Source organism: Glutamicibacter sp. MCAF14 (genome assembly GCF_052114325.1).
GTDB lineage: Bacteria > Actinomycetota > Actinomycetes > Actinomycetales > Micrococcaceae > Glutamicibacter > Glutamicibacter arilaitensis.
In genome coordinates this window covers 164,837-187,441 of the sequence record NZ_JBFREO010000003.1, presented here as the reverse complement: position 1 = coordinate 187,441, position 22,605 = coordinate 164,837, and the positions used below count along the sequence as shown (strand labels likewise).

The window sequence follows — 22,605 nt, the reverse complement described above, 5'->3', positions numbered from 1 at the left end:
ACTTCCGTGACTCCAGAAGTTTGCCTTGACGCACTAGCGTGTTGAGCGAGGCAAGCTTCACCAAGTCTTGTGGGACGGGCCGGGAATCCGACCCGTCCCATAAGCAAAATAAACTTGAAACTCCTAGCTGAATGGGATTGCACGTGGCAAACTACACCGCTGCTGATATCAAGGCACTGCGCGAGCGCACTGGCGCCGGCATGATGGACGTTAAGAAGGCACTGGACGAGGCTAACGGCGACGCCGAGAAGGCCATCGAGATCATCCGCGTCAAGGGCCTGAAGGGCGCTACCAAGCGCGAAGGCCGTTCGACCGCTGAAGGCCTGGTTGCTGCCAAGGTTGAAGGCAACGTCGGCGTCATGATCGAGATCAACTGCGAAACTGACTTCGTTGCAAAGAACGAGAAGTTCATCGCACTGGCTAACAAGGTTCTGGATGCCGCTGTGGCTTCCGGCGCTGCAGATGCAGAAGCACTGCTGGCTTACGAGCTGGACGGCAAGACCGTTGGCGACACCGTAATCGAAGAGGGCGCAATCCTCGGCGAAAAGGTTGTTGTCCGCCGTGTTGCACGCATCGAGGGTGCCAAGGTTGCTTCGTACCTGCACAAGACCAGCAAGGACCTGCCTGCACAGGTTGGCGTTCTGATGGCTGTAGACGCCGACAGCGAAGCTGCCGCAACCGTCGCACACGACGTTGCAGTGCACACCGCTGCTATGGCTCCTACCTACCTGAGCCGCGAAGAGGTTCCAGCTGACAAGGTTGCCGACGAGCGCCGCATCGCTGACGAAACCGCTCGCGCTGAAGGCAAGCCAGAAGCTGCCCTCACCAAGATCGTTGAAGGCCGCCTGACCGGTTTCTTCAAGGAGATCGTGCTGGTTGACCAGGCTTTCGCCAAGGACGCAAAGAAGTCCGTAGGCAAGGTCTTCGAAGAAGCTGGCACCAAGCCAGTTGCTTTCGCACGCTTCCGCGTTGGTGCCTAAGCTTTCAAAGCTCTAAGCACTAGCCGTACGCATTAAGCGAACCGCATCCAGGGCAACCTGGGCGCACAAGACCAAAGGGAGGTGAGCACCGAGAGAAAACTCGGTGGCTCGCCTCCCTTTTCTTGAGCCCTGATCTCACGATAACTTGGGATCTGGGAAGAACAACCCACAGCTTGATTCCGACCTCCAGGAGTAAAACACCTCATGCCAAGCACCCCAGAAACAAAACGACGCCGCGTACTGCTCAAGCTCTCCGGTGAAGTATTCGGCGGCGGCAAGATCGGCGTTGACCCGGATACCGTCCGCGGTATCGCCAAGCAGATCGCTGAAACCGTTGGCGAAGTAGAGGTCGCAATCGTGGTCGGCGGCGGCAACTTCTTCCGCGGTGCTGAACTCTCGGCCTCGGGCATGGACCGCTCCCGTGCGGACTACATGGGCATGCTGGGCACCGTCATGAACTGCTTGGCGCTGCAGGACTTCCTGGAACAGTGCGGCGTCGAAACCCGCGTGCAGTCGGCCATCGCCATGGCCCAGGTTGCAGAAAACTACATTCCACGTCGCGCCATCCGCCACATGGAAAAGGACCGCGTGGTCATCTTCGGCGCCGGCGCCGGCCTGCCGTACTTCTCCACCGACACCGTGGCCGCTCAGCGTGCCTTGGAAGTCGACGCTGACGAGGTGCTGATGGCCAAGTCGGGCGTGGACGGCGTATACACCGCCGATCCGAAGAAGGACCCAACCGCGAAAAAGCTGGACACCCTGACCTACAGCGAGGCACTGGTCAACGACATCCGCGTGATGGACCAGACCGCCATGACCATGTGCCAGGACAACAAGCTCGATATGCTCGTCTTCGGCATGGAAGGCGAAGGAAATGTATCCGCCGCAATTCGCGGCGAGCGGATTGGCACCACCGTCACCGTCTAAACGGTGAACGTGGCATAGGATTGAAGTAGATTTAATTTCCCGTAGCGGAAACACAGATGAAGTACTTGAGGAGTACCGGTGATTGACGAAACGCTGGCGGAAACCGCCGAAAAGATGGAACGCACCATTGAGGCCGCCAAGGAGGACTTCGCGACGATCCGTACCGGTCGCGCGCACCCAGGCATGTACGCGAAGGTCATGGTGGACTACTACGGTTCACCGACCCCACTGCAGCAGCTGGCTTCCTTCGCAGTGCCAGAAGCACGCACCATCACCATCACCCCATTCGATGTGACCGCAATGCGTGAAATCGAAAAGGCATTGGGCGATCCAGAGGTTGGCGCTAATCCTTCCTCGGATGGCAAGATGATCCGCGTGACCCTTCCGGTTCTGACCGAAGAGCGCCGCAAGGAATACGTCAAGCTGGCCAAGGCCAAGGGTGAAGACGCTCGCGTCGCACTGCGCAACCACCGCCGCAAGGCCAAGGACACCATCGACAAGCTGGTCAAGGATGGCGAAATCGGTGAAGACGAGGGTACCCGTGCAGAAAAGGACCTCGACGCACTGACCAAGAAGCATGTTGATTCGGTCGAAGAGATCGTGAAGAAAAAAGAAGCAGAGCTGCTGGAAGTCTAATGCCCGGCTCGACAGACAACACTGAGGGCAACGCTTCGGCGGTGCCCTCAGTGGCATCCGGAGAATCCCAGCCGATGACCCGACGCGAAGCTCGCGCCCTGCGCGAGGCTTCCGGCAAGGGGAAAAAACGCGGTTTCCTGAAAAACCGCGCGGCCAAGGAAACTCCAGAACCTGCCACTGGAATACAAGAAGAGACCAAAGTCCCTTCGGCACAGCCTGCCACTGCTCCAGCACCAGCGCCAACGATGGCATCGGACGCGAAGGCTGCTGCCAGCACACCAGATGCTTTGCCGACTCCTCTGCCAGCCGACGGATCCAAGCAAACGGTGCCCGCTGCGGACCCGAGTCCGGCAACGCCAGCTGCAGCCAAGCAGGATGCCACCACCAAGGTTGATTCTGGACAAGCCAAAGAGCGCGCCAAGGCAGCGTTCAAGGCAGATGCATCCAAGCCTGTAGCCGTTCCAACGTCCGCACCCGACACGACCCAGCAGAAAGCTGAGCCAGGACAGGTAGCTGAACCTCAGACGGCGAAGAAGCCTAGCCTTGTAGCTGGCCGCACCGCTGCGCCGGCGAAGGACGAAGCTGCAAAGCCGGAGGCCAAGACTGCGCAGAAATCATCTGCTCCTGCTGCTGCCTCCACAAAAGAGCCACAGGCCCAAGCCAAGGATCCCGCGACTCCAAAGCCAGTAGCGGCAGAAGATCAGGAACCAGCTCCACCGGTATCTGATTCCTCTGACTTGGCTGAAACCGGCGAGCCGGATGCTTCCGAAGCCGATATTCCAGTCGAACTGCTGGTAGGAGCTCCGGAACCTAAGAAGTCACGCGCTGGCCGCAACCTGCCTGCGGCTATCGGTGTCGGATTGCTGATGCTGGGCGTCGTGCTGGTTGGCCTGCTTTGGTCGCAGCCCTTGCTGGTTATCGCGATCATCGTGCTCAGCGGGATCGGCTGCTGGGAAGTGGCACGAGCCACCACCCACGCTAAAACTTCGGTGCCGCAGCTGCCGTTGTACCTGGCTTCGGCATTGCTCCCCATCAGTGCCATCTGGGGCGGGGTTGAAGCTCTCGGATTCAGCTACATCGCCTGTATCCTGATAGCTTTGCTCTTCCGGCTCATGGAAGGGCTCAAGGGGGCCGTCGCATCGGTGATGAGCAGTGTGTTCATCATCAGCTGGGTGCCATTGCTGCTTTCCTTCGCCCTGTTGATTCTCGATTCCGAGAATGGACAGTGGCTTATTGCCACGCTGTTGTTGCTGGCCGTCGCCAATGACACTTTCGGCTATATCGTGGGCGTGCTCATCGGCAAGCATCCAATGGCGCCGAAGATCTCCCCGAAGAAGTCCTGGGAAGGTTTCGCTGGCTCAATGGTTGGTTCCATGGCTATCGGTGCTTGTGCAATGCACTTCTGGATGGATATGCCATGGTGGACCGGTGTCATCTTGGCCTTCTTCACCACCATTGCAGCCACGACTGGCGACTTCTCGGAATCTATGGTCAAGCGTGAACTCGGCATCAAGGACATGAGTAACCTGTTGCCAGGCCATGGCGGCATTATGGACCGATTGGATTCGATCGTGTTCGTGATTCCGCTGGGCTACATGATTTCCCATGTGCTGGCCTGGTCAGTGGCAGTCTTCTGACAATGACTTTGATAGCCTGCCAGCGGGTGTGATCCTTTACCGGCATACGCTCGCTGGTGTGGCCATTAAGCCAACTTTTGGCTCAAGCCAATAGAATATGAGGAGCAGCGCTTAACAGCGGTGCCCAACTGACATCTCTCTAGAGAAAAAGGAACTGTCGTGTCGCAGCAGCAAGATGCTCCGTTTTCCCGCGTGCCGGACTCGGAATTCGGCTACAACGCAAAGCAAGTTGATGCGTTCTTGAGCCGTGCCCGAGCCACCTTCAACGGCGGAGGAAACGACGACAGTGTGGTCACCAGCCACCTGATCCGCCGCACCACGTTTGCACCGCAGAAGGGCGGATACCAAGCTCGTGAAGTAGACGGCGCGCTGGATCGCTTGGAAGATGTCTTTGCCAAGCGCGAGCGCGATGACCTGATCGCTCATCAGGGTGAGGAAGTCTGGCTGCAGCAGGTGGGCCGTCTGGCTGCCATCTTGCGCGGACGCCTGCACCGTGCCAAGGGCGAACGTTTCCGCCGTCCTTCGCGTTCCAACGCCTCCAGCTACAACATCGAAGACGTCGATCGCCTGTGCGACCAGCTCATTGATTACTTCGAGAACGATGTGCCAATGGCCGTGGACACCGTACGCCGTGTGGAGTTCCGCTCTGCGCAGGGAACCGACGGCTATGAAGAGTCGCAGGTTGATGCCTTCCTCGACCGCGTGGTCGAGTTGATGGCTTCCATCGACTAGCAAATATCGCAAGCACACAAGCTTTAAAGCGGATGTCCGAGGGAATGATTTCCCTTGGCCATCCGCTTTCTAGTTTAGAAGAAGTCACGGGCTTAAAGCTCAAGAGCCCGGCTGTTCGTAGTGCGCCAACCAGTTTTTCAGCAAGGCTTCGATGACTGGACGGTCGGCCGCTGGGAGCTGGGAGACCAAGCGCTTTTCATTGTCCATGTGGGCAGTGAACGCCTGATCGATTTTCTCCCGGCCGCTTGCGGTCAAGCTGATGCGCCGTCCGCGCCGGTCGTCGCCCGACTGCTCACGGGTGACCCAGCCGTTGGCTACGAGCTTGTCGATCCGCTTGGTCATGGCACCGGTGGTCACCATTGTCTGCAGTGCGAGTTCGCCTGGGGGGAGCGAAAATGGGTGGCCTGCACGTCGTAAGGTTGCCAGGACATCAAATTCGGCTTCGGTCAGTCCGTGGGCCGCATAGACCATGCAAAGTTCTTCGGTCAGATAATTTGCCAATCGATGCAGCCTGCCGATGATTCCCTGGGGCGATGAGTCCAGATCGGGGCGCTGCTTTGCCCATTGCTGCTGAATGCGCGATACGTGGTCTTTTGGCTCCATGCCTATATTATATCTTCCATGGAAGCTAAAGTAGTTTCCATGGAAGATAAATTGGAATTCAGCAGACCCCGGCTTCAGATCTGGGGCTGGATGGCACTGACCGCGCTCGCCCCGATCGCGTGGGGTTCTAATTACTACGTCACCAAGGAATTTCTTCCCGCGGACGTGGCGTTGTGGGGCGCTGCAATCCGTGCATTGCCCGCGGGATTGGTGTTGCTGGCGATCGCCAGGAAGTTGCCGCGCGGCAGCTGGTGGTGGAAGTCTGCGGTCTTGGGAATTATGAATATCTCGGCCTTCTTTGCCCTGATCTATGTCGTAGCGCAGCTGCTGCCATCCGGAATTGCCTCGACCACCATGGCACTTTCGGCCGGTGTGCTGATGCTCTTGGCCTGGCCGCTGCTCGGCGAGCGTCCAACGCGTGGGCCTCTGTTCGGAGCACTGCTGGGATTCGCTGGTGTAGGCATCATGGTGTTCGACCCTCAGGGCGGTGTGGAGCTATCCGGCATTGCCTGGTCACTGGTGGCCATGGTCCTCTCAAGCGCCGGCTTCATCTTGACCAAGCGATGGTCTGCGGGAGTGCCGCTTGTTCACGTGACGGCCTGGCAGCTGGTGGTCGGAGGTGCGGTACTGGTTCCCTGCGCATGGCTCGTGCACGGGGCGCCTCCAATGCTCCAGATGCAGGAAGTCGCGGGTTTCGGCTATGTCAGCCAGGTTGCCACGGCCATTGCCTACCTTGCATGGTTTACCGGCTTGCGTCATCTCCCCGGAGCGTCAGTGGGCCTTATCGGTTTACTCAATCCAGTGACCGGAGTCCTGCTCGGGACACTCTTGGCTGCAGAGAGATTCGGCTTCCCAAGCTTGGTGGGCATGGGTCTTGTGCTTGGGGGAGTAGTGCTGGGGATTACCAAGCGTTCCGTGCCCAGCACTAAGGCCAGACGCGTAGCAGCGGAAGCCAAAGATCCGGCAGGGCAGCCGATGAACTCTTGCTAGAGCTTTGCGCGCCAATCCGGGACATGGAGCAAGGCCATGACCCGTTCTACGTTCGCCGGAACGCTTCGATTGGTACGCCGGGAAACGAAGATCATCACCATGAAAGCCAGCGGCACGGTCCAAGCCGCGGGCTGGCGCAGCAGGTGGATCCACATCTCATCCTCGCGCGGCAAGAAAGCCCCGATCATCAGGGCTAGTCCGCAGGAGATGCCACCGGCCAGCAGGCCAGCGATGGCTCCGCGTGCGGTCAGCGAACGCCACCAGATGCCCAGCAGCAGCAGCGGGCAGATCGTTGATGCCGTGAAAGCAAAGACATTGCCAATGGCCCCTGCCAACGCCAGTGAGTTGGTGACCACAGCGACAAAGACCGGCAGTGCGGTAGCCAGCACGGTCGAGATCCTGAAGCCCCGCACAGTGCCTGAGAAGAACTCCTGCGAGAGTGCCCCGGCCAGGGAGACGACCAACCCGGAAGTGGTCGAGAGGAATGCTGCAAAGGCGCCACCGACCACGATGGCGGTCAAGGCATCACCCAGGAAACCGTCGAAGAGCCGTGCGGGCAAGAGCAAGATCGTGGCGTCGGTTTCGTTGGTGGCCCCCAGGTCCGGAGTATAGAGCAAGCCAAGGACACCCAGCGTTGTCGGCAAAAGGTAGAAAGCGGAGAGCAGGCACAGCACAATCACCGTGGTGGTACGCGCTGCCTGACCCGTGGGATTGGTGTAGAAGCGCACCAGCACATGGGGCAGGCCCAGGGTGCCGAAGAGCAGGGCCAGGATGATGGAGACCGTCTCGTAGAGGTTCATCGCATTGACGGACTCCAACTGCGTGTACAAGGACTGCGTACGTTCTGCGGCCGAATGCTCGGGAATGGCCCGGGAGAGCAAGAAGATCGTGGGGATCACCAGCGCCGCAAGCTTGAACCAGTATTGGAAGGCCTGAACGAAGGTTACCGAGCGCATGCCACCGGACAGCACGGTCACGCACACCACCGAGGCGACAATGACCGGACCAACCCAGCTGGGGAAGCCGGTAGCAATGGACAGCGTGAGCGCAGCACCGTGCATCTGCGGGACGATATACAACCAGCAGATGACCACCACCAGGTAGGTAGTGATTTTCCGCAACGTCGTGGAGCCCTCGAAGCGGATCTGCGCGAAATCGGGAATTGTATAGGCGCGCGAGCGACGAAGCGGAGCGGCCACAAACAACAGCAGCATCAAATAGCCTGCGGTGTAGCCGATGGGGAACCACAATCCCGACTGCCCGGATAAAACAATCAGCCCGGCAACACCCAGAAAGGAGGCTGCCGAGAGGTATTCGCCTCCGATCGCCGAGGCGTTCCACCATGGGCGCACGGTGCGCGAGGCAACGTAGAAGTCCGAGGTGGTGCGGGACAGGCGCAGCCCATGGAAGGCAATCAGCATGGTCGTCACGCAGACCAAGACCAGCGAGGAGACGGAAAGCAGGTTAGCCACGGCTGATGCTCCGATACCGTTCTTCATTGCGTTCGGCGGCCTTGTTGTAGAGCATGCCGGCCACGATGATCAGTGGATACATGCCTACCCCCAAAACCCACCACGGCAGGGGCAGGCCCAGCAGATGGATGTCCTCGAAAACCGGCCAGAAGACCAGCAGCGCACTGATGCCTACCAGCAGTGCCAGCAGGCCCGCTGCGACGGCACAGGCCAGGCGCAGCTGGGAACGGATCAGCTGGCGCACATAGAATTCCTCGGCCGTGTGCTCGGGACGGTCAGGGGAGACTGTTAGAGACGCGTCCTGGGGAGCCTGGACGCGCACCCGTTGCGGACGCTGTTCAGCGAATCGGCCGGGCACCTGCGGATCGTGCAGGCTCTCGCTTTGGGGTAGTTGCTCCATGGAAGTCCAGTTGCTTCCTACAGCGGGCGGACGCGGTTAGCGGCCAGACGTTCGCGCAGGTAGGGCAAGGCACGACGTGAAATTGGAAGCTCGGTGCCGTTGACTACCACTGCGGCCTTGCCGGTCTGCAGGCGGACCGTCTCGATCTTCTCCATGCAAACCAGGTAGGAACGATGGATCCGGACGAACCCGGACTCGCCCCACTGCTGTTCCAGATCGTTGAGCGGAACCCGGATCAGGTAGCTCGAATCCTTGGTATGCAGCCGGGCGTAGTCGCCCTGGGCCTGAACGTAGGCGATGTCAGCGCGGGGAATCAGCTTGGTGATCCCGCCTTGGTCTACCGTGATCATTTCCGGCTTGGCCGGAGACTCCTCGACCAGCTCGCAGATACGGCGGACCGATTCAGCCAAGCGCTGCGGGCGAATGGGCTTGAGCACGTAGTCGATGGCGGCTAGCTCGAAAGCCTGCAAGGCTTGGTCTTCATCGGCCGTGACAAAGACAATCAGCGGGGGATTGGTGAATCGGGAGATGACGCGGGCGATGTCCAATCCTGACAAGGCAGGCATGTGGATGTCCAGGAACAGCGCGTCAACCGCATTCTCCTCCAGGGCCTTCAACGCCGCGGCACCAGAGGTGGCGCGGTGAATTTTCCCGATACGGGAATCCTGGCTGAGCAGAAAAGCGATTTCTTCTACTGCTGGAAGTTCATCATCGGCGACCACCACGTTAATCATGCGAAAATTCTACCGTTTACTGGGATTTTCTAAACATCCGAGGTGATTGTGCTGGGAGGCCGGAACTTTGGAACCCGCAAAGTGATCAGCATTCCGGCCCCCGGGGCGGTGTCTATGACCAACCCATTGGAGTTGCCGTAGAGCTGGCGCATGCGCAAGTCGACGTTGCGCAAGCCAACGTGCATATTTGGGGTGTTGCCAGCAAGGACGCTGGCTAGCTGCTCGGGATCCATGCCCATGCCGTCATCTTCCACGCTGATAATTGCGTGCAATCCGTCTTCGGTGGCGGTTATGGAGATGACCCCTCCATCTGGCCGTGCCTCCAGCCCATGGCGCACCGCATTCTCAACCAGCGGCTGCAAGGCAAGGAACGGAATTTGGGTGGGAAGCACCTCGGGTGCGATCTGCAATGAGACCTTGATGCGCTCCCCGAAGCGGGCCTTTTCCAGTAGCAGGTAGCGGTCGATGGCTTCCAGCTCTTCGGCCAGCGTGGTGAATTCTCCGCGTCGGCGGAAGGAGTAGCGGGTGAAGTCGGCGAACTCGATGACCAGTTCCCGGGCGCGAGCCGGATCCGTGTTGATGAAGGACGCGATCGCGTTCAGCGAGTTGTAGATGAAGTGCGGGGAGATCTGGGCACGCAGGGCGCGCATCTGCGCTTCGAGCAGCATGGCCTTGGATTCATCGAGCTGCGCGGTGGACACCTGCGCGGAAACAAAAACCGCGACCTCGGAAACTGCCCGCACAAAGCTGGCCCCGGCCCGGCGTGAAAGGGCTGTTACCGTTCCCACGCTTTGATCACCCACGGTGATCGGAGCGGAGACGAAGTCCATCCCCGAAGAACGTTCCACCTGGGTCTTGCCAGTGGCCAGTGCGCTCTTGGAAACCTTGGTGGCCTCTTCCTCCCACTCGGCGGTGAACTCGACCCCTGCATCCGTTGCCAGTGCATGGGTGGTGTCGCTGATCAGCAAGGCCTGGCAGTTCAGCAGCCGGCGCAGCGCCTTGGCGCTCTTTGCCGCACCGTCTTCGGTCAGCCCGCGTTCCAAGTGGGGGACCGCAACGGACATGTGGTGCAGCGTCTTGTAGGTAGCTTCCTCGATATCCGTTCCCATCTCCTTGGTAGAACGGGAGATCTTGAAACCGAAGTAGCCCACAAGAGCGATACCGACCACCACAATGGCGGCGATCAAGGTGATTTGCAGCGCTGGAGACATGTACTCCATCTTAGAGCCCGGAAAATCCGCTGACCGCTCAGCGCGCCAGTGAATGCCGTTGGGCGCAGAAAGTAGTCCGTTGAGCCATGAACGGTTCATGCCCCCTAGTCGCCGATGGATTTATCGCCAATAGTGAACTTAGTCACAAAATCGGTGTGCGTTTAGTCACGCCAACAACTCGCTCAAGGAGGGCATCATGAGTGCCAACCCGGAACACGACGTCGCAGCTGACGTTGATTTCGTCAAGGAGAGCCAATCCGAGGAATTCCAAGAACTGCGCAAGACGCATCGCAGCTTCGTTTTCCCGATGGCAGTCTTCTTCCTCGTCTGGTATTTCGCCTATGTGCTGCTAGCCGACTACGCCCACGACTTCATGTCCATCAAGGTCCTGGGCAACATCAACATGGGCATTGTTCTCGGGTTGCTGCAGTTCGTGTCGACCTTCGCGATCACCGCGGCCTACGTTAGTTTTTCAAATAAGAAGCTCGACCCCAAGGCGAGTAAGATCCGCGAACGCCTTGAGCGCGAGGGAGTGAACTAGATGAACCAGCTCAGTATCCTGGCCCAGGCTGCCGGCGAATCGACCCAGGTCGGCAACCCGCTGGTGAATATCGCCATCTTCGTGGCCTTCGTGGGCGTCACCTTGGTGATCGTGCTCCGCGCTTCAAAGAACAACAAGACCGCAGCGGACTACTACGCTGGCGGCCGTTCCTTCACCGGAACGCAGAACGGCACTGCAATTGCCGGCGACTACCTCTCGGCAGCTTCCTTCTTGGGCATTGTCGGCGCTATCGCCATCAACGGCTACGACGGCTTCCTGTACTCCATCGGCTTCCTGGTCGCTTGGCTGGTCGCACTGCTGCTGGTTGCTGAGCTGTTGCGCAACACCGGCAAGTTCACCATGGCCGATGTGCTCTCCTTCCGCCTCAAGCAGCGCCCGGTGCGCATCGCGGCGGCAATCTCCACCCTGGCAGTTTGCGTCTTCTACCTGCTGGCGCAGATGGCTGGTGCTGGTGCGCTGGTTTCGCTGCTGCTGGGCATCGACGAGAAGCTGGGCCAGTCGCTGGTCATCGTGATCGTCGGTGCGCTGATGATCCTCTACGTACTGGTTGGCGGCATGAAGGGCACCACCTGGGTGCAGATCATCAAGGCCTGCCTGCTGATCGCCGGCGCGCTGATCATGACCGTGTGGACCCTGGCGCTGTTCGGCTTCAACTTCTCCGAGCTGCTGGGCAAGGCAGCTGAAGTTGCCGGCAACCCTGAGATCCTGAACCCGGGCATGAAGTACGGTGCTTCGGATACTTCGAAGCTGGACTTCATCTCGCTGGCGTTGGCCCTGGTTCTTGGTACCGCAGGCCTGCCGCACGTGCTGATGCGCTTCTACACCGTGCCTACCGCGAAGGAAGCCCGCAAGTCCGTAGTCTGGGCCATCTGGCTGATCGGCGCTTTCTACCTGTTCACCCTGGTCCTGGGCTTCGGCGCTGGCGCACTGATCGGTCCAGACCGGATCGCGGCTGCACCGGGTGGCGTGAACTCGGCTGCACCACTGCTGGCCTACGAACTGGGCGGCACCGTCCTGCTGGGTCTGATCTCGGCAGTAGCCTTCGCAACGATCCTTGCTGTGGTGGCAGGCTTGACCATCACCGCGGCGGCTTCGTTCGCACACGATGTCTACGCTTCGGTGATTGCCAAGGGCAAGTCCACCCCGGAGAAGGAAATGAAGGTGGCCCGCCGTACGGTACTGGTCATCGGCGTCTTCGCTATCGCCGGCGGCATTGGTGCCCAGGGCCAGAACGTGGCCTTCCTGGTAGCACTGGCCTTCGCAGTGGCCGCATCGGCCAACCTGCCAACCATCTTGTACTCGCTGTTCTGGAAGGGCTTCAAGACCCGCGGTGCAGTCTGGTCCATGTATGGCGGCCTTGGTTCGGCACTGCTGCTGATCATCTTCTCGCCAGTGTTCTCCGGTTCCGAGACCGCGATGATCCCGAGCGTCGATATGGTCATCTTCCCGCTGGCTAACCCGGGCATCGTCTCGATCCCGCTGGCCTTCTTCCTGGGCTGGTTGGGTTCGGTTACCGATAAGGGCATCGAAGATGTCACCAAGCAGGCGGAAATGGAAGTTCGTTCGCTCACCGGTGTCGGCGCTGAAAAGGCAGTCGATCACTAAGCGGATAAATCCAGAAACTGCATAGCAAAAGTCCCGGGAACCAGCCATCAGGCTGGTTCCCGGGACTTTGTGCTGTGCTGCCAATCAGGCGTCAGTGGACAGCGAGTGCTTGATTAACGCGGTGGTGCGGTAGGGGACCAGTTCGGCCATGGACAGTGCCGAGTCGGCACGGTTCACCCCTTCAATGTGCAGCAGCTGGCCGTGAACCCGGAACAGCTCCTCGGCGTCCTTGGCGGCAACGCGCACCAAGATGTCGGCCGAGCCGGTCAAGCCGTGGGCTTCAAGCACCTCGGGGATGGATTCCAGTTTGGCCGCTATCTCTTCGAGGCAGCGTTGTTCAACGTGCAGCTCGACAAAGGAAAGCAGCCCATAGCCCAGTGCTTCGGGCGGGATGCGGCGGTCCACCGAATCCAGGACTTCATTCTCCAGACGGGTCATGCGTGTCTGCACGGTGTTGCGTCCAAGGTTCAACGCGGTGGCGATTGCTGAACCGGTACGCTTGGCCGTCGTGGATAGGGTGAGCAGGATGCGCCGGTCGGTACTGTCCAAGAGTTGCATAATGTGCACGTTAGCACTGGTTGGGCCACAGAAACAGTGCGTTTTGCTCTAATTTTAAAAACACCATTGTGCATCCTGCCTAGCGTGAGTAGCATCACATTAAGCGGTGTTTGTGAATAAAAACCCGCAACCGACTACGTGAGAGTAAGGATGCCGATCGTGTCCACACAACACATTGACGTAGCCGCCGGATGCCTACCCACGCATCAGCTGCTGAACGTCGACGGGAAACGAATCCCGGACGAAGAACTTGACCACTATCTCAAGGACCTCAAAGAGGCGGACCTTGCAGATTTCCTGCGCGACATGGTTGTCCTGCGTCGCATGGATAATGAAGCCACCGCCCTGCAGCGACAGGGCCAGCTGGGCCTATGGGCTCCGCTATTGGGACAGGAAGCCGCGCAAATCGGCTCGGTCCGCGCCACCGAGGATGATGACTTCATCTTCCCTTCCTATCGTGAGCACGGCGTTGCCTGGGCCAGGGGAGTGAAGGCCGAGGACCTGCTCAGCGTCTGGCGCGGAGCCCAGGCCAGTGGTTGGGATCCCAACGAAGTCAACATCGCCTGCCAGCAAATTGTGATTGGTTCCCAAGCGCTGCACGCAGCCGGCTACGGCATGGGCATCAAATTCGACGGCGGCAAGCAGGTCTCCGTGGCCTACTTCGGCGACGGTGCCACCAGCCAGGGTGATGTGAATGAGGCGATGGTCTTCGCCGCCAGCTACCAGGCGCCGGTGCTGTTCTTCTGCCAGAACAACCAGTGGGCCATTTCCGAGCCTGTGCACCTGCAAAGCCGCACTCAGATTGCTGACCGTGCCCACGGTTTCGGGCTGAAGACCTGGCGAGTGGATGGCAATGACATCCTCGCCGTCTACGCGGCAACCAAGGCGGCGCTGAATCACGCCCGCAATGGCTTGGGTCCGACCTTCATCGAGGCGGTCACCTACCGCATGGGTTCGCACACTACCGCCGATGATCCGACCCGCTACCGGAAGAACGAACAGCTCGAAGAGTGGAAGGCCAAGGACCCCATTGACCGTCTGGTGAAATACCTGCACGAGATGGGTGCCGATGTGCAGTCCTACGAGCAGCGGGCACAGAATGCAGCCGATGAACTGGCCGCGAAGCTCCGGGCTGCAATCACCACCATGGAAGACCCCAAGGTGGAAGAGCTGTTTACCAACGTCTATTCCGAGAAGCATGAACCAACCGAACGCGCAGCCCGGGATTACCTTGGCTACTTGGCAGAATTTGAAGGTGGAGAATAACCGTGGCAACCACCATGCTCAAAGCGCTGAACAAGTCGCTGCATGACGCACTGGCCGAGGATGAAAAGGTCATCCTGCTCGGCGAGGATATCGGCACGCTTGGCGGAGTCTTCCGCGTGACCGACGGGCTGAAGAACAAGTTCGGCGAGCACCGGGTCGTGGATACCCCGCTGGCCGAATCCGGCATTGTCGGCAGCGCCATTGGCCTGGCCTACCGTGGCTACCGCCCGGTGGTGGAGATCCAGTTCGACGGGTTCACCTACCCTGCCTTCGATCAGCTGGTATCCCAGCTGGCCAAGATGCACTACCGGTCCAAGGGCCGGGTAAAGATGCCGGTGACCGTACGTATTCCTTATGGCGGTGGCATCGGTTCGCCTGAACACCACTCTGAATCCCCGGAAGCCTACTTCGCGCACACCGCCGGACTGCGTGTTTTCGCGCCCTCCAGCGTTGAAGACGCCTACACCATGCTGCGCCAGGCCATCGACTGCAATGACCCGGTCATCTTCTTCGAGCCCAAGCGCCGCTATCACGAGAAGACCGACGCGGAACTTGCAGCCCCGGCCCCCGATGGTTCGCCCAAGGCCAGGGTCATCCGTTCAGGTGAAGATGTCACCGTGGTTGGCTACGGTCCGACCACCTACACCCTGATCGACGCCGCTATGGCGGCTGAAGATGAGGGGATCAGCATGGAAGTCATCGACCTGCGGACCCTGGACCCGCTGGATATTGATACCGTCGCCGCTTCGGTGCAGCGCACCGGCAAGCTGGTGGTGGTCCATGAAGCCAGCCGCACCAGTGGCATTGGCGCCGAAATCTGTGCCGAGATCACCGAACGCTGCTTCGACTATCTGGAGCATGCACCGCTGCGCGTGACCGGATTCGACATCCCGTATCCGCCATCGCGGCTCGAAAGCCATCATCTTCCCGATCTTGATCGAGTGATGCACGCGGTGGACACCGTGATGCGCCACCACGAGGCAACCGAAGGAGCTGCCAAGTGATGACCGCCCAAACGTTCAAACTCCCAGACCTCGGCGAAGGGTTGACCGAGTCCGAGGTGCTGAATTGGAAAATCAAGGTTGGCGAGCATGTGGCGCTGAACCAGATCATCGCCGAGGTGGAAACCGCCAAGGCAGTGGTGGAGCTGCCCTCGCCTTTCGCTGGATTCGTCCAGGCGCTGCACGCCACCGAAGGTGAAACCGTGCAGGTTGGCGGTGCACTGGTGACCTTTGATGATGCACCTGGGGGAGCCGAGAGCCAAAGCCCGGGCGAAGGCCAGAAAACCGCTGAACGCACCCCGACCCTCGTGGGCTACGGTGCACCTGCGGCCACCGGGAATCGCCCAACGCGCAAATCCCGTACCGCGCCAGCCGCGCGCCCGGCCCCGGTATCGACACCAGTTCCGGCAGCAAGCCCGGCACCAGCAACGAAGATGCCAGCGGCTCATAAGGCCGCAGGAGGTGCTGTCACGCGCTGCACGCCACCGGTTCGCAAGCTGGCTCGTGATCACGGCATTGATATTTCGTCGTTGTCCGGTAGCGGTGAAGATGGATTGGTTCTGCGGCGCGACGTGGAGCAGGCTATTGAATCAGGCGGTGCTGCTGCGCCGGCCTCGTCGGCTTCAACCGCCCCAGCGCTGGCTGCACAAGAAGTCGATCGCCATGTGAAGATCACCGCAGTTCGACGAGCCACCGCCAAAGCCATGGTGCAGTCAGCCTTCACTGCGCCGCACGCCACAGAATTCTTGACCGTGGATGTTACCGACTCCATGGACTTGGTTGAGCGGATGCGCGCGCACCGCTTGCTCAAGGACGTGAAGCTGAATATCACTACGTTTGCCGCCTTGGTGGTGACGCGGTTGTTGAAGACCTATCCGGCGTTGAACTCGACGTGGGATGAAAAAGCTGACGAAATCATTGAGTTCGGGTCAGTTAATTTGGGCATGGCTGTGGCAAGTGACCGCGGCCTGCTGGTTCCGGTGCTGAAAAATGCTCAGGCCAAGACGTTGCCGGTGCTGGTAGCGGAACTGAGCGAGATTATCCTGCAGGGCCGTGAAGGGACTCTGTCTCCAGCGCAGCTGACAGGCGGCACCTTCTCTATTACCAACGTGGGAGTCTTCGGCGTTGATGCCGGAACTCCAATTCTTCCTCCTGGGCAATCCGGCATCTTGGCTCTAGGCCAAGTCAAACGCAGGCCTTGGGAATACCAAGACCAAGTGGCTCTTCGCCATACCATGACACTGGCTCTATCTTTCGATCACAGAGTGGTCGACGGGAAGGAAGCAAGCGAGTTCCTCGCAGGTGTCGGGAGCGTTCTGGAAGACCCCAGAATGATGAATATTTTTATTTGACGATAACAACTAGCTGGCCCGGCTGGAATATATTCAGTCGGGTTAGAAAACCAATTTCAAGCATTGCTTTCATGACTATTCATTGGTTGTTTCGCATTGTTTGATGTAATCTCATTCACTACGTGCCCTGGCTCACGCCTGAACGCACGGCTCTGCGAAATGCAGAAGCAGCAACGATCTGTTGAGGAGAAATAGGATGCGATACTCGCACGCATCTAAGGCTGTCGTATTATCCGCAGCCTTGGCGTTGACCCTGTCGGCTTGCGGCGGCGGTTCCAATGAAACCGCTGGCGGCGAAGGTGACGGCTCGTACGTCGTTACCGCAAACACCACTGAGCCGCAGAATGGCCTTCTGCCGGCTAACACCAACGAAGTTGGTGGCGGACGTGTCATGGACCTGATCTTCACCGGTCTGGTTAGCTACGACGCAAACGGTGCACCAGTCAATGAACTCGCTGAGTCCATTGAGACTGAAGACTCCCAGAACTACACCATCAAGCTGAAGGCCGATCAGACCTTCTCCGATGGTTCTCCAGTAACCGCTGCTTCGTTCGTAGACGCCTGGAACTTCGGTGCAGCCGCGAAGAACGCACAGCTGAACTCGTACTTCTTCGAGTCCGTCAAGGGCTTCGACGAGGTCAATAAGGAAGGCTCCAAGAAGGAAGAGATGGAAGGCCTGAAGGTCGTGGATGACACCACCTTCACCGTCGAGCTGTCCCAGCCGGAATCGGACTTCCCGCTGCGTCTGGGCTACACCGCCTTCATGCCACTGCCTGAAGCTGCATTCGAGGATCCAAAGGCCTTCGGCGAAAAGCCAGTGGGTAACGGACCATACAAGCTGACCGAGTGGAACCACGACGTCAATCTGAAGCTGGATGTCAACGAGAGCTATGACGGTCCTCGAAAGGCAGCCAACGGCGGCATCGACTTCAAGGTCTACCAGTCCACCGATTCGGCATACAACGATCTACTCTCGAATAACCTCGACGTGCTGGATCAAATCCCGCCTAGCTCGCTGGCTTCCTATGCCACGGATCTGGGCGATCGCTCCGTCAACTCGCCTTACGCCGGTAACGCGACCATCACCATCCCGGGTTACCTTGATCATTTCAAGCAAGGCGAAGAGGGCAACCTCCGCCGTGCAGCGATCTCCCGTGCCATCGACCGCCAGCTGATCATCGATAAGGTGTACAGCGGTGGCAAGGTCAAGGCTGATGACTTCACCGCGCCGGTGCTTGAAGGCTACAAAGCCGACATCCCAGGCAAGGAAGTCACGGACTTCGACGCGGATGCAGCGAAGAAGCTGTGGGACGAAGCAGACGCAATCAGCGAGTGGAAGTCCGGCGATGAATTCTCTATCGGCTACAACGTAGATGGCGCCGGCAACAAGGAATACGTCGAAGCCGTCGTGAACCAGCTGAAGAGCAACCTCGGCATCAACGCCGTGGCAAAGCCATTCTCTTCCTTCAAGGAACTGCGCGAGAAGGTCACCAGCCACAAGATGACCGGTGCGTTCCGTACCGGTTGGCAGGCTGACTACCCATCGCTGTACAACTTCCTGGGCCCGCTGTTCGGCACCGGTGCAGGTTCCAACGACGGCCAGTACTCCAGCGAAGAATTCGACAACAAGCTGAGCGAGGGCCTTGCGGCTACCGATCCAGCTGAAGGCGCGAAGATCTTCAACGAAGCCCAGGAGATCCTGTTCAAGGATCTGCCAGCTATTCCACTGTGGTACCAGGCGGTCCAGGGTGGTTGGAGCGAAAACGTGGATAACGTCGAGTTCGGCTGGAACGGCGTTCCGTTGTACAACGAGATCACTGGCAAGTAAGTTTCTTTCGGTTCTCCCCTGCTCACTGGGTGGGGAATGGGCTGAAAACATGTCAAGGGAGACCCGAGCACCTCAGGGTCTCCCTTTGGCGTGTTTGTCCTGCCTCGCAATAATAAACGTCGATTAATTATTCGACGGAAAGAGGATAATTATGGCCCTGTGCCCTCACGTATCTCGAGGTGAGATGCAAGCATGTTAAGTTTTACCCTGAAGCGAATCGTGCAGTTGTTCCCGGTATTCCTCGGCGCAACATTGCTGGTGTACTTCCTGGTTTTCGCAACCCCTGGCAATCCGATTGCCGCCTTGTCAGGCGGCAAGCCGATGAGTCCGGCAACCGAGGCCGCACTGACCGCGCAATATAACTTGGATAAGCCATTCTGGGTTCAGTATGGCCTCTACCTGAAGAACCTGGTGACGTTGGACCTGGGAACCTCGTTCTCCGGCCAAGAAGTCCGCGACCTGCTGGCTCGCGCCTTCCCCGTAACCGCTCGTCTGGCAATTCTTGCTCTGCTGATCGAATCGGTTTTCGGTATCCTTTTCGGTGTTATTGCCGGTATGCGCAAGGGCAAGCTGTTTGATTCCACTGTGTTAGTTGCATCGCTGCTGGTAATCGCAGTTCCAACCTTCGTACTTGGCTTCTTGCTGCAGTTCGTTGTCGGCGTCAAGCTCGAATGGGCCAAGCCCACCGTTTCCGGCGCTGCGACCTGGGGCGAGCTCATCTTGCCTGCGTTGGTACTGGGACTCGTGTCGCTGGCCTACGTTTTGCGCCTGACGCGCACTTCGGTCATCGAGAATAAGACAGCTGACTACGTGCGCACCGCCACTGCCAAGGGCCTTAGCCGCAACCGCGTCGTTACCGTGCACATCCTGCGCAACTCATTGATCCCAGTCGTAACCTATCTAGGTGCAGACTTGGGCGCGTTGATGGGAGGCGCCATCGTCACCGAAGGCATTTTCAACGTCCCTGGCGTCGGACATCTTCTCTACCAAGCAATCCAAAAGGGCGAAACCCCTACGGTGGTCGCGGTCGTAGGCGTTCTGGTGATCGTCTTCGTGCTCGCCAACCTCATCGTGGATATGCTGTACGCACTGCTTGACCCAAGGATCCGTTATGCCTGAGAACCAGAATTTTAACCCAGAAGACGGTCTGCCCATCCGCAGCAACCGCGCCGGCAAGGTTTCCAAGTACAAGATCGAGCACTATGTTGCTCCGCTGGATGAGACTCCGCTGCAGGCAGTGGACTCGGTGAAGGAAACCGGCAAGCCGCTGTCCATGTGGGCCGAAGCATGGCGCTCCCTGCGCAAGCAGCCGCTGTTCATCATTTCCACGGTTATGATCCTTGCGGTCGTCATCGTTGCCGCTTTCCCGCAGCTGTTCACCTCCATCGACCCGAATGGCAATCAGGCCTGCCTGCTGGAAAACTCCAATGAGCCCGGGCGTGCCGGGCACTTCATGGGCTTCAACCTGCAAGGCTGCGACATTTACGCCCGTACGATCTACGGCACGCGTGCTTCGCTGCTCGTAGGCCTGTTCACCACCATCATTGTGGTGCTCCTCGGCGGTGCGATCGGCGCCTTGGCCGGCTACTACGGCGGCTGGATCGATATCATCCTGGCTCGCCTGGGCGATATCTTCTTCGCTTTGCCTCTCATCCTTGGTGCCATCATCGTGATGCAGCTTCCTGCATTCCGCGAGAACCGCAGCGTATGGACTGTGATCGTCACGCTGTCGATCTTCGGCTGGCCGCAGCTGGCTCGCATTACCCGTGGCGCTGTGATCGAGGCCCGCAATGCGGACTTCGTGAAGGCCTCGCGCGCGCTGGGGCTGTCCAAGTTCAGCGCACTGGTCAAGCACGTCATCCCGAATTCGCTGGCCCCGATCATCGTGGTTGCCACCGTGAACCTGGGCGTGTACATCGTGGCTGAGGCTACGCTGTCCTTCCTCGGTGTCGGACTTCCACCTGACGTCATGAGCTGGGGCAATGATATTTCCTCGGCGCAAACCCAGCTGCGTAACAACCCGACGATGCTGATGTGGCCAGCGCTGTTCCTTTCGATAACAGTCCTGAGCTTCATCATGCTTGGCGATGCAGTGCGTGATGCGCTGGATCCCAAGGCCCGGAAGGGAGCCTAAGCAATGACTGAAACTGCAACTCCAAAACCGCTGCTGGAAGCCAAGGATCTGGCGATTACCTTCTCCACTCCTGACGGCCCGGTCCATGCAGTGCGCGACGCCAACTTCACCGTGATGCCTGGCGAGACCGTGGCCATCGTGGGCGAATCCGGCTCGGGCAAGTCGACTTCGGCGTTGGCTGCTATCGGATTGCTGGCAGGCAACGGCAGGGTTTCCTCCGGACAGATCCTCTTTGACGGCGAAGACATTTCCAAGGCCAGCGAAAAGCGCTTCGTTGAGCTGCGCGGCAACCACATCGGCATGGTGCCGCAGGACCCGATGTCCAACCTGAACCCGGTTTGGAAGATCGGTTTCCAAGTCAAGGAAACTCTGAAGGCAAACGGCTTGGCGGGGGACAACCCGAACAAGCGCGTGGCCCAGGTCCTGGCAGACGCAGGTTTGCCTGATCCTGAGACGCGTGCACGCCAGTACCCGCACGAGTTCTCCGGCGGCATGCGCCAGCGTGCGCTGATCGCCATCGGTCTTGCTTGCCGTCCGCGCTTGCTGATTGCCGATGAGCCAACCAGCGCCCTGGACGTCACCGTGCAGCAACAGATCCTGGATCACTTGGACACCATGACCAGTGAGCTGGGCACCGCGGTGCTGCTGATCACCCACGACCTGGGCTTGGCAGCAGAGCGCGCCGAGAAGGTTGTCGTAATGTACAAGGGACGCGTTGTCGAATACGGCCCGGCCTTGGAAATCCTGCGCAACCCGCAGCACCCGTACACCAAGCGCCTGATCAATTCCGCCCCTTCGCTCTCTGCACAGCGCGGGGACAAGCATGAGGCGATCGTTGACGAGGTAGTGCCTGGCAAGGCCGAGCCCCTGCTGAAGATCAGCAATCTGACCAAGGTCTTCGACATCCGCAAGGGCTTCGGGAAGAAGGAGAAGTTCACTGCGGTGGACAACGTTTCCTTCGAGATCCCCAAGGGCACCACTACCGCTGTGGTGGGAGAGTCCGGTTCGGGCAAGTCGACCATCGCCCAGATGGTGCTGAACCTGCTGGACAAGACCGCGGGCGAGATCATTTTCGATGGCGAACAAATCGGCAATCTGAACGAGAAGCACTTGTTCAAGTACCGCCGACGCGTGCAACCGATCTTCCAGGATCCATATGGTTCCCTGGATCCGATGTACTCGATCTTCCGCACCATTGAAGAACCGCTGCGCATCCACGGCATTGGCAACGCAGCTTCGCGCGAGAAGAAGGTCAAGGAGCTGCTGGAACAGGTCGCCATGCCGGCTTCAACCATGCACCGCTTCCCGAACGAGCTCTCCGGTGGCCAGCGCCAGCGCATCGCCATCGCGCGCTCTGGCTTTGCAGCCGGAAATGATCGTTTGCGACGAGGCGGTTTCGGCGCTGGACGTGCTGGTGCAGGCCCAGGTGCTGGAGCTGCTCGACGAGCTGCAGCGCGAGATGGGCTTGACCTACCTGTTCATTACCCACGACTTGGCTGTCGTACGCCAGATCGCAGACAACGTTTGCGTGATGGAACGAGGCAAGATCGTTGAGCAGGGAACGGCGGATGAGATTTTCGCTTCGCCGAAGAGCGCCTACACCCGCAATCTGCTGGCTGCGATTCCAGGTGCTTCGCTGATCTAGCATCCGGCGATTACCAGCAATGGGCTGGTGGAACCGAAAGGTTCCACCAGCCCGTTTTGCGCTTAACCTCCGTTGAACGATCGTCATATTCAACGAATATTTCAGATTTAATCAATCTGAAACAAACGTTGCAAAAATGTTATAAACCACCCTTCGTGTCAACGTGCGCGAAACATGGATCCGATTGATTTTTCCCAATCTGAAAGAAATCCTTGAAATCTCGGGGGTGTGAGCTACATCTCGTGAACTGGTGGGTAACAAGCGCGTTGCGAATGACTCTCAAGGATGTCGACATCCCAATATCTGAAGCGCTTCTTTCTATATCCAAGCCA

At 59.0% G+C, this 22,605-nt stretch carries 21 protein-coding genes; 15 read left to right on the top strand and 6 right to left on the bottom strand.

Translation table 11 applies throughout. From position 1 onward, the window contains the following. The first annotated feature begins 143 nt into the window (after positions 1 to 143). The 5 genes from tsf to AB4Y71_RS06260 all read left to right on the top strand — a co-directional run bounded on the left by tsf (position 144) and on the right by AB4Y71_RS06260 (position 4,912). On the top strand, positions 144 to 980 hold the full coding sequence (gene tsf, locus AB4Y71_RS06280; RefSeq protein ID WP_102598424.1) for a translation elongation factor Ts: 837 nt from the start codon (positions 144 to 146) through the stop codon (positions 978 to 980). Positions 981 to 1,184: 204 nt separating this feature from the next. Further along, on the top strand, positions 1,185 to 1,907 hold the full coding sequence (gene pyrH / locus AB4Y71_RS06275) for a UMP kinase (RefSeq protein ID WP_102598074.1): 723 nt from the start codon (positions 1,185 to 1,187) through the stop codon (positions 1,905 to 1,907). A 78-nt stretch (positions 1,908 to 1,985) separates the two neighbouring features. After that, positions 1,986 to 2,543 carry a ribosome recycling factor gene (gene frr, locus AB4Y71_RS06270; RefSeq protein ID WP_102598073.1) on the top strand — a complete coding sequence of 186 codons (558 nt, stop codon included), beginning with the start codon at positions 1,986 to 1,988 and terminating at the stop codon, positions 2,541 to 2,543. After that, positions 2,543 to 4,180 (top strand): phosphatidate cytidylyltransferase, encoded by a 1,638-nt coding sequence (locus AB4Y71_RS06265; RefSeq protein ID WP_441718793.1) that lies wholly within the window; start codon positions 2,543 to 2,545, stop codon positions 4,178 to 4,180. Before frr ends, AB4Y71_RS06265 begins: the two co-directional genes overlap by 1 nt. Positions 4,181 to 4,339: 159 nt before the next feature. Beyond that, positions 4,340 to 4,912, top strand: coding sequence for a DivIVA domain-containing protein (locus AB4Y71_RS06260; protein WP_038989718.1), 573 nt, complete (start codon positions 4,340 to 4,342; stop codon positions 4,910 to 4,912). Between the two features lie 99 nt (positions 4,913 to 5,011). Here AB4Y71_RS06260 and AB4Y71_RS06255 read toward each other — a convergent pair whose 3' ends face one another. After that, entirely contained in the window at positions 5,012 to 5,515 is a 504-nt protein-coding gene (locus tag AB4Y71_RS06255; protein ID WP_441718790.1) for a MarR family winged helix-turn-helix transcriptional regulator, read from the bottom strand. A 39-nt stretch (positions 5,516 to 5,554) separates the two neighbouring features. Here AB4Y71_RS06255 and AB4Y71_RS06250 point away from each other — a divergent pair, with 39 nt between their 5' ends. Then, a complete protein-coding gene (locus tag AB4Y71_RS06250) occupies positions 5,555 to 6,505 on the top strand; it encodes a DMT family transporter (protein ID WP_441718787.1) in 951 nt (316 codons plus the stop codon). On the opposite strand, the gene AB4Y71_RS06245 is transcribed toward AB4Y71_RS06250, so the two are convergent. From AB4Y71_RS06245 to AB4Y71_RS06230, 4 genes are read right to left on the bottom strand one after another with little or no spacing between them, the layout of a single operon-like run. Then, positions 6,502 to 8,004 carry a sodium/solute symporter gene (locus tag AB4Y71_RS06245; RefSeq protein ID WP_441718784.1) on the bottom strand — a complete coding sequence of 501 codons (1,503 nt, stop codon included), beginning with the start codon at positions 8,002 to 8,004 and terminating at the stop codon, positions 6,502 to 6,504. The genes AB4Y71_RS06250 and AB4Y71_RS06245 overlap by 4 nt on opposite strands. Next, a complete protein-coding gene (locus AB4Y71_RS06240) occupies positions 7,970 to 8,377 on the bottom strand; it encodes a hypothetical protein (RefSeq protein ID WP_102598068.1) in 408 nt (135 codons plus the stop codon). The genes AB4Y71_RS06245 and AB4Y71_RS06240 overlap by 35 nt, the downstream gene beginning before the upstream one ends. A gap of 17 nt (positions 8,378 to 8,394) precedes the next feature. After that, positions 8,395 to 9,111, bottom strand: a complete 717-nt coding sequence (locus AB4Y71_RS06235; protein ID WP_134780893.1) for a LytR/AlgR family response regulator transcription factor — start codon at positions 9,109 to 9,111, stop codon at positions 8,395 to 8,397. Positions 9,112 to 9,140: 29 nt separating this feature from the next. Continuing rightward, the gene (locus AB4Y71_RS06230; RefSeq protein WP_134780894.1) at positions 9,141 to 10,322 is read right to left on the bottom strand and encodes a sensor histidine kinase; all 1,182 of its coding nucleotides are present in this window, start codon (positions 10,320 to 10,322) and stop codon (positions 9,141 to 9,143) included. A gap of 196 nt (positions 10,323 to 10,518) precedes the next feature. Between AB4Y71_RS06230 and AB4Y71_RS06225 the strand changes: the two genes are divergently transcribed. Together AB4Y71_RS06225 and AB4Y71_RS06220 are read left to right on the top strand one after the other, a co-directional pair. Continuing rightward, on the top strand, positions 10,519 to 10,863 hold the full coding sequence (locus AB4Y71_RS06225; protein ID WP_102598065.1) for a DUF485 domain-containing protein: 345 nt from the start codon (positions 10,519 to 10,521) through the stop codon (positions 10,861 to 10,863). Continuing rightward, positions 10,864 to 12,489, top strand: a complete 1,626-nt coding sequence (locus tag AB4Y71_RS06220; RefSeq protein WP_134780895.1) for a solute symporter family protein — start codon at positions 10,864 to 10,866, stop codon at positions 12,487 to 12,489. An 84-nt stretch (positions 12,490 to 12,573) separates the two neighbouring features. On the opposite strand, the gene AB4Y71_RS06215 is transcribed toward AB4Y71_RS06220, so the two are convergent. Next, on the bottom strand, positions 12,574 to 13,047 hold the full coding sequence (locus tag AB4Y71_RS06215; RefSeq protein ID WP_441718781.1) for an Lrp/AsnC family transcriptional regulator: 474 nt from the start codon (positions 13,045 to 13,047) through the stop codon (positions 12,574 to 12,576). A 150-nt stretch (positions 13,048 to 13,197) separates the two neighbouring features. Here AB4Y71_RS06215 and pdhA point away from each other — a divergent pair, with 150 nt between their 5' ends. The 7 genes from pdhA to AB4Y71_RS06180 all read left to right on the top strand — a co-directional run bounded on the left by pdhA (position 13,198) and on the right by AB4Y71_RS06180 (position 22,182). Then, a complete protein-coding gene (pdhA, locus tag AB4Y71_RS06210; protein WP_013348340.1) occupies positions 13,198 to 14,313 on the top strand; it encodes a pyruvate dehydrogenase (acetyl-transferring) E1 component subunit alpha in 1,116 nt (371 codons plus the stop codon). A 14-nt stretch (positions 14,314 to 14,327) separates the two neighbouring features. Next, positions 14,328 to 15,317, top strand: coding sequence for an alpha-ketoacid dehydrogenase subunit beta (locus AB4Y71_RS06205; RefSeq protein ID WP_441719220.1), 990 nt, complete (start codon positions 14,328 to 14,330; stop codon positions 15,315 to 15,317). After that, complete coding sequence (locus AB4Y71_RS06200) at positions 15,317 to 16,666, top strand: dihydrolipoamide acetyltransferase family protein (protein ID WP_441718778.1); 1,350 nt, start codon at positions 15,317 to 15,319, stop codon at positions 16,664 to 16,666. Before AB4Y71_RS06205 ends, AB4Y71_RS06200 begins: the two co-directional genes overlap by 1 nt. A gap of 196 nt (positions 16,667 to 16,862) precedes the next feature. Next, complete coding sequence (locus AB4Y71_RS06195; protein WP_441718775.1) at positions 16,863 to 18,494, top strand: peptide ABC transporter substrate-binding protein; 1,632 nt, start codon at positions 16,863 to 16,865, stop codon at positions 18,492 to 18,494. 192 nt (positions 18,495 to 18,686) lie between these two features. Continuing rightward, the gene (locus AB4Y71_RS06190) at positions 18,687 to 19,613 is read left to right on the top strand and encodes an ABC transporter permease (protein ID WP_441718772.1); all 927 of its coding nucleotides are present in this window, start codon (positions 18,687 to 18,689) and stop codon (positions 19,611 to 19,613) included. Beyond that, positions 19,606 to 20,628 carry an ABC transporter permease gene (locus AB4Y71_RS06185; protein WP_257997941.1) on the top strand — a complete coding sequence of 341 codons (1,023 nt, stop codon included), beginning with the start codon at positions 19,606 to 19,608 and terminating at the stop codon, positions 20,626 to 20,628. Before AB4Y71_RS06190 ends, AB4Y71_RS06185 begins: the two co-directional genes overlap by 8 nt. A 3-nt stretch (positions 20,629 to 20,631) precedes the next feature. Continuing rightward, complete coding sequence (locus AB4Y71_RS06180; RefSeq protein ID WP_441718769.1) at positions 20,632 to 22,182, top strand: ATP-binding cassette domain-containing protein; 1,551 nt, start codon at positions 20,632 to 20,634, stop codon at positions 22,180 to 22,182. Positions 22,183 to 22,605 lie beyond the last annotated feature (423 nt).

Excerpts from the sequence above, each read along its gene's own strand:
- pyrH (WP_102598074.1), top strand. The coding sequence starts at position 1,185 with ATGCCAAGCACCCCAGAAACAAAACGACGCCGCGTACTGCTCAAGCTC.
- AB4Y71_RS06265 (WP_441718793.1), top strand. The coding sequence starts at position 2,543 with ATGCCCGGCTCGACAGACAACACTGAGGGCAACGCTTCGGCGGTGCCC.
- AB4Y71_RS06255 (WP_441718790.1), bottom strand. The coding sequence starts at position 5,515 with ATGGAGCCAAAAGACCACGTATCGCGCATTCAGCAGCAATGGGCAAAG.
- AB4Y71_RS06250 (WP_441718787.1), top strand. The coding sequence starts at position 5,555 with ATGGAAGATAAATTGGAATTCAGCAGACCCCGGCTTCAGATCTGGGGC.
- AB4Y71_RS06245 (WP_441718784.1), bottom strand. The coding sequence starts at position 8,004 with ATGAAGAACGGTATCGGAGCATCAGCCGTGGCTAACCTGCTTTCCGTC.
- AB4Y71_RS06240 (WP_102598068.1), bottom strand. The coding sequence starts at position 8,377 with ATGGAGCAACTACCCCAAAGCGAGAGCCTGCACGATCCGCAGGTGCCC.
- AB4Y71_RS06235 (WP_134780893.1), bottom strand. The coding sequence starts at position 9,111 with ATGATTAACGTGGTGGTCGCCGATGATGAACTTCCAGCAGTAGAAGAA.
- AB4Y71_RS06230 (WP_134780894.1), bottom strand. The coding sequence starts at position 10,322 with ATGTCTCCAGCGCTGCAAATCACCTTGATCGCCGCCATTGTGGTGGTC.
- AB4Y71_RS06225 (WP_102598065.1), top strand. The coding sequence starts at position 10,519 with ATGAGTGCCAACCCGGAACACGACGTCGCAGCTGACGTTGATTTCGTC.
- AB4Y71_RS06220 (WP_134780895.1), top strand. The coding sequence starts at position 10,864 with ATGAACCAGCTCAGTATCCTGGCCCAGGCTGCCGGCGAATCGACCCAG.
- AB4Y71_RS06215 (WP_441718781.1), bottom strand. The coding sequence starts at position 13,047 with ATGCAACTCTTGGACAGTACCGACCGGCGCATCCTGCTCACCCTATCC.
- pdhA (WP_013348340.1), top strand. The coding sequence starts at position 13,198 with ATGCCGATCGTGTCCACACAACACATTGACGTAGCCGCCGGATGCCTA.
- AB4Y71_RS06205 (WP_441719220.1), top strand. The coding sequence starts at position 14,328 with ATGCTCAAAGCGCTGAACAAGTCGCTGCATGACGCACTGGCCGAGGAT.
- AB4Y71_RS06200 (WP_441718778.1), top strand. The coding sequence starts at position 15,317 with ATGACCGCCCAAACGTTCAAACTCCCAGACCTCGGCGAAGGGTTGACC.
- AB4Y71_RS06195 (WP_441718775.1), top strand. The coding sequence starts at position 16,863 with ATGCGATACTCGCACGCATCTAAGGCTGTCGTATTATCCGCAGCCTTG.
- AB4Y71_RS06190 (WP_441718772.1), top strand. The coding sequence starts at position 18,687 with ATGTTAAGTTTTACCCTGAAGCGAATCGTGCAGTTGTTCCCGGTATTC.
- AB4Y71_RS06185 (WP_257997941.1), top strand. The coding sequence starts at position 19,606 with ATGCCTGAGAACCAGAATTTTAACCCAGAAGACGGTCTGCCCATCCGC.
- AB4Y71_RS06180 (WP_441718769.1), top strand. The coding sequence starts at position 20,632 with ATGACTGAAACTGCAACTCCAAAACCGCTGCTGGAAGCCAAGGATCTG.